Origin of the sequence: Pseudoalteromonas sp. S558 (assembly GCF_005886635.1) — a bacterium.
Taxonomy (GTDB): Bacteria; Pseudomonadota; Gammaproteobacteria; order Enterobacterales; family Alteromonadaceae; genus Pseudoalteromonas; species Pseudoalteromonas aliena.
In genome coordinates this window covers 1-5506 of sequence record NZ_PNDU01000384.1, presented here as the reverse complement: position 1 = coordinate 5506, position 5506 = coordinate 1, and the positions used below count along the sequence as shown (strand labels likewise).

General features: G+C 40.2%; 4 protein-coding genes and 4 tRNA genes. 7 read left to right on the top strand and 1 reads right to left on the bottom strand.

What is annotated here, in order from left to right:
* Positions 1 to 133: 133 nt before the first annotated feature.
* Positions 134 to 1975, bottom strand: a complete 1842-nt coding sequence (locus tag CWB66_RS19760) for a M1 family metallopeptidase (RefSeq protein WP_138586689.1) — start codon at positions 1973 to 1975, stop codon at positions 134 to 136.
* 142 nt (positions 1976 to 2117) lie between these two features.
* Here CWB66_RS19760 and murB point away from each other — a divergent pair, with 142 nt between their 5' ends.
* The 7 genes from murB to CWB66_RS19725 all read left to right on the top strand — a co-directional run bounded on the left by murB (position 2118) and on the right by CWB66_RS19725 (position 5357).
* Positions 2118 to 3128, top strand: coding sequence for a UDP-N-acetylmuramate dehydrogenase (gene murB, locus CWB66_RS19755; RefSeq protein WP_138586688.1), 1011 nt, complete (start codon positions 2118 to 2120; stop codon positions 3126 to 3128).
* The gene (gene birA, locus CWB66_RS19750; protein WP_138586687.1) at positions 3125 to 4117 is read left to right on the top strand and encodes a bifunctional biotin--[acetyl-CoA-carboxylase] ligase/biotin operon repressor BirA; all 993 of its coding nucleotides are present in this window, start codon (positions 3125 to 3127) and stop codon (positions 4115 to 4117) included. Before murB ends, birA begins: the two co-directional genes overlap by 4 nt.
* The gene (locus CWB66_RS19745) at positions 4114 to 4824 is read left to right on the top strand and encodes a type III pantothenate kinase (RefSeq protein ID WP_138586686.1); all 711 of its coding nucleotides are present in this window, start codon (positions 4114 to 4116) and stop codon (positions 4822 to 4824) included. The genes birA and CWB66_RS19745 overlap by 4 nt, the downstream gene beginning before the upstream one ends.
* Positions 4825 to 4950: 126 nt before the next feature.
* A tRNA-Thr gene (locus CWB66_RS19740) sits at positions 4951 to 5026 on the top strand.
* Positions 5027 to 5066: 40 nt separating this feature from the next.
* Positions 5067 to 5151: transfer RNA gene (locus CWB66_RS19735), tRNA-Tyr, on the top strand.
* A 44-nt stretch (positions 5152 to 5195) separates the two neighbouring features.
* Positions 5196 to 5270, top strand: a tRNA-Gly gene (locus tag CWB66_RS19730).
* Between the two features lie 11 nt (positions 5271 to 5281).
* Positions 5282 to 5357, top strand: a tRNA-Thr gene (locus CWB66_RS19725).
* The last annotated feature ends 149 nt before the right edge of the window (positions 5358 to 5506 follow it).

Here is a 5506-nt window from a genome sequence, read left to right as displayed (position 1 = left end):
GAAAATAGCGCAATAACAAGGCTAAAATTATGGTACATAGTTGTTCTATATAAATAATTTTTAACGTCGTTAGTGAGTTATTTAATACGCTAGAATAATCATGTTTTGAATAAAATTGGTATAACACTATTATTTATTCAAATAATGCGTCAATGGTGCCTTGTGCAAGCGGGTGATAACCCGGACGTGCTTTTAAGTACACGCTTTGCGCCCAATCTTTTTTACCGTTAGTGATCAGTGATTTATACAAAGGTACAATTAACTTACGACGGCCTATACCAGATAAATGCGCATTAAGTGCAGGGTAAATTGGTTGATAGCCATTACCTACAGCAAGCATAAACCATGCAAATGCACGCTCAGCATTGGTTGATTGCGTTAAGTTAAACGCATTATCTAGCTCTTCCATATGATCTTGGCTTAAATCGCGTGGTAAGTTATTTAAAAAGTGTAGCCATTCATGGACAGACCAATCAATAGTTGGTAATTGAGCAGCCGTTGTGCCGCCTTTTAACCATGCTGCTGTTGCAGTGTCTACTTTATCAAATGCATCAGAAGTAGGATTTGGCGCATCATTTGGTAAGCCTGGTTCAAAAATCCACTCATTTACTTTGTCCATGCTTACAACGCCCGGATACTTTTCAATTAAGTTAGCTTTTATATAAGTTACAAATTGCGCAGTTGTCAGTGATTTAAACGAAAACTCTTTAAAGTACGCTTTTACAAATGGGTCAAACTTGTCACGACCATATTTGTTTTCTAGGTAGATTAAAAATAACTGACCTTTAGTGTAAGGCACTGAGCTAAACGCATCGTCTGGATCGCGGCCGTTTAGTTTTAAATTAAGGCGTGTATCTGGCGCATCAATCGTTTTAAGCTGAGCGCGAAGGCCTGCAGAGTCTAATGCTTGTTCCATAACAGCGCGGTCACGGCCAAACACTTCTTCCATAATGCGGTTTTCAACGTATGAGGTAAAACCTTCGTTTAACCATAAATCTTCCCATGTTGCGTTAGTTACTAAGTTTCCAGACCAAGAATGCGCTAGTTCGTGCGCAATTAAGTTAACTAAGCTTTTGTCGCCTGCCACTACGGTAGGTGTAATAAACGATAAGCGCGGATTTTCCATGCCACCAAACGGAAAGCTAGGCGGTAGCATAAGTAAGTCGTAACGGCCCCAAGCATATTCGCCGTACATCGCATTGGTTTTGTCTATCATCGCTTGAGTGTCGTCAAACTCAGCAACTGAGGCTTCTAAAATGGTAGGCTCTGCAAAAATACCAGTTTGATGTGACATGGCTTTAAATTCTAAGTTACCCGCGCCAATAGCAATTAGATAAGGTGAAATAGCTTGCGGCATAGCAAAGTGGTAATCGCCATCTTTATAAAGTGCGTCTTTATTGTCGGCACTCATTACAGCGCGAATGTCTTTTGGTGTATGAATACGGGCAGAGTACGTTACACGCATTGCTGGCGTATCTTGTACAGGGATCCAACTACGTGCATGAATCGCTTGCGATTGGCTATACATAAATGGGTGCGTTTTACTCGCCGTTTGCTCTGGTGTTAACCATTGCAGACCAGATGCTTCTGGGCGGCTGTTATAGTAAATACGGACTATTTTAGCTTGGCTTTTGAACTTAATAGTAAGTTTTGAGCCTTTCACATCGTCACGTTTAGCTAAATCGAATTTAGCTTTGTGCCAGTTACCGCTTTGGTCTTGGTACATTACTTTATCAATGTCTAAGTCACGGGTATCAAGTACGAGTGTTTTACTGTTGCTGTTATTCCACTGAAGAGTGTGCTCAACAAAACCTTCTAACTGCTTGTCGGCAAAATCGACATCTAAATCAAGGCTTAAGTGAGTAGTAATAACGTCATCAAGATTGGCGTATGAGTTTTGATCAATCGCATTAGCCATTGCTTGCGAACACATACCCGCCATAGCGAGGCTTAAAAAAAGAGGTTTAATTTTCATAATTACCCTAAACACAAATAAAAAGTGCTGGTTTTATATCATGATTGAGTAAGAGGGTTGAGCAATTTTTACATTCTGATGCGCAATTTGCGACGATGGGGTAAACTATCACGATTAGTTACCGGTATATTTAGAGAGCTTTGTGGCGCACGCATTACAACATTTACATACATTTGCATTAAAGAATCAATGCCAAAATTTTGTTGAAATAACTCATCTTGATCAACTAAAAACACAAAGCTTTACGCTACCTTTTTGCTTATTAGGTGAAGGCAGTAATACTGTATTTTTGAACGATTATCTTGGTAGCGTTATTAAAATGGCGACCAAAGGCATTAAAATTAATGAACGCGAGAACGATTATTTAATTTGTGTTGCAGCAGGCGAAAATTGGCACCAATTAGTGAGTCATTTATTAGATAAAAACATCCCAGGGCTTGAAAACTTAGCACTTATTCCTGGTACTGTTGGTGCATCACCAGTACAGAATATTGGTGCATATGGTGTAGAGCTCGCCAAGTTTATAGAATCAGTTGAGTATTTTGATATAGCTAATAAAGCGATGATGACGTTAACTAACGAGCAGTGTCAATTTGGCTATCGCGATTCTATTTTTAAACATGCGTTAAAAAATAAAGCGGTTATTACACAGGTGTATTTTGCCATACCTAAAAAATGGCAACCAGTTTTAAGTTATGGCCCGTTACAGCAACTAGCTACTATTACGCCTCGTGCAGTGTTCGATCAAGTAATACAAACGCGCAATAGCAAATTGCCAAACCCTTACATTTTACCGAATGCAGGCAGCTTTTTTAAAAATCCTATAATAACCAACCAACAGCTGGCTGATCTATTAAAGTCGTTTGCAGATTTACCTCATTACAAATACGGGCAAAACCATCATAAGGTAGCGGCAGGTTGGTTAATTGACCAGGTCGGTTTAAAAGGGCATAGAGTAGCGGGTATTGAGGTGCATAAGCAGCAGGCCTTGGTACTAGTTAATCATGGAAATAGTGAAGGAAGCGACCTCATAACGATGATTAGACATATTCAACATACCGTGTTTGCTAAATATAACATAGTGTTAGAGCATGAAGTGCGCTTAATTAATAATGAAAGCGAATGCCAAATATATGGAGAGCCTGCACAGTGAAAGCACCTGATGGTAATAAACTCGCCATTTTAAATGCCTTAAATCAAGGTGGCTTCGTATCTGGCCAAGCACTGGGTGAACAGTTAGGTATCAGTCGTGCAGCAATAAGTAAGCATGTGCAAAGTTTACAAGATATGGGTTTAGATATTTTTAAAGTAACAGGTAAAGGGTATCGCTTAAATAACTACGCAGGACTTTTAAACCAATCAAAAATACAACAACATTACACGGCATTAGGTGCACAAACAGCGAGTGTAGAAGTGCACCCTATAATTGACTCAACTAATAGTGAGTTAATGCGCCGCATACAAAGTAAAACAGAGCTTGAATCAGGTACTGTAATTGTTGCTGAAATGCAGCAAGCAGGACGAGGGCGTCGTGGACGTGTATGGCAATCGCCATTTGGTGCCAATTTGTATTATAGCTATTTTTGGCGATTAGATGATGGTATTCAAGCTGCAATGGGCGTATCTATTGCTGTTGGCTTAGCAGTATATGATGCTATTAAAGCGCTTTATAGTATTGAAGTAGAACTGAAGTGGCCAAATGATATTTACTTGAATAAGCAAAAGTTAGCTGGCGTATTGGTTGAACTTGATGGGCAGCCACAAGGGCCGTGTCAGCTCGTAATAGGTATAGGTATAAACCTACAAATGCCACAGAGCTTTAGCCAACATATAGATCAAGCATGGACTGATTTAAGTCAACATGCTCAACAGCTCGATAAAAACCAGCTGGTGGCATCGCTTACCTACTATTTAGAGCAGCGCTTGGTTCAATACCGTCAAACTGGCTTACATGCTATGTATGAGCAATGGAATTCGCTTAATGCATTTGCAGGAGAGTGCGTTGAGCTAAATACAGGTCATAGAAGCTGGCGTGGAATATGTGAGGGAATCGATCCACAAGGAGGCATACGGATTCGACAAGATGGCGAAGTGAAAAGCTATTACGGGGGCGAAGTCTCCCTTAGAAAGGCACAAATATGAAATTACTGATAGATGTGGGTAATACATCGTTAAAAGCTGTACTTTGGCATAACGAACAATCACAGCCAGCAGATATAAATAACCTACCTTGGTTAAAAATCACCGAAGTGATTTATGCCCGTGTAGGGCGCAGTGATTTACTAAACGATATTCTCACGCAAGCGGCAAGTAATAATATTACTTGCTTTGAAGCTAAGGTAAGCAAAACACTTGGAGATCTTATATGCGCTTACGAGCATGTGGGTAATTTAGGTATAGATAGATGGCTGGCATTAATCGCTGGATTTAAACTATACCCTAACAAAGCATTTATAGTTGTTGATGCGGGCACCGCAACCACAATTGATGTACTCAATTGTGAAGGGCTGCATTTGGGTGGTTGGATTTTACCCGGGCTTGATTTAATGACCTCATCGCTTACACAAAACACCCAGGGTGTTTTTGATGATGGTAAAACTCCATTTACCAATGAACTGGGTAAAAATACGCCTAATGGTTTAAAAAATGGTGCTTTAGTCGCAACCATAGGGGCAATTGGACAAGCCAAGTTACATTTAAATGTCCAAAAAGCAGACCAAGCAGTGCAGATTATTTTTGCCGGGGGCTATGGTTCGCTATTACAACAGCAATTTGAAGGAAGTATTTTTGATTCATTGCTTGTAATGAAGGGATTAAATTATTGGCGCGAACTAAGTAAAACAGCATAAAAAAGCACAAAAAATGTGTTTTCGCATGAATATTGAGCATTTAAACTAAAAAATTACACTTTTTTTGATTTTATAGTTGCATCCCAATAAACCTTACTCTAATATCTCGCCCCGTACTAAAGCAGTGCCGACTTAGCTCAGCTGGTAGAGCAACTGACTTGTAATCAGTAGGTCAACCGTTCGACTCGGTTAGTCGGCACCACTTTCCTTTTACCGGAAGTGAATTAGTAGAGAATTATCGTGGAGGGGTTCCCGAGCGGCCAAAGGGATCAGACTGTAAATCTGACGGCTCAGCCTTCGCTGGTTCGAATCCAGCTCCCTCCACCACTTTATTCTTGACGGTTAGAGGTAGTTTAAGAACAGATTTTTATGCGGGCATCGTATAATGGCTATTACCTCAGCCTTCCAAGCTGATGATGCGGGTTCGATTCCCGCTGCCCGCTCCAGTTCTTGTGTTGCTGATATAGCTCAGTTGGTAGAGCGCACCCTTGGTAAGGGTGAGGTCGGCAGTTCGACTCTGCCTATCAGCACCAGTCCTAAGAATCTCCTTGATTACTTCCTTTATCTGTCAGAAAATACTATTTGAAAAAATTAACTTAATCTACCTCTGGTGGATTATTTTCATATGTAATTTAGATACACAAAACTGATAGGTTCCGTCATGGCAAAAGAAAAGTTTGAA

What these genes read in the sequence shown, in the direction of transcription:
- CWB66_RS19760 (WP_138586689.1), bottom strand. Translation starts at nt 1,975, where the DNA reads ATGAAAATTAAACCTCTTTTTTTAAGCCTCGCTATGGCGGGTATGTGT.
- CWB66_RS19745 (WP_138586686.1), top strand. Translation starts at nt 4,114, where the DNA reads ATGAAATTACTGATAGATGTGGGTAATACATCGTTAAAAGCTGTACTT.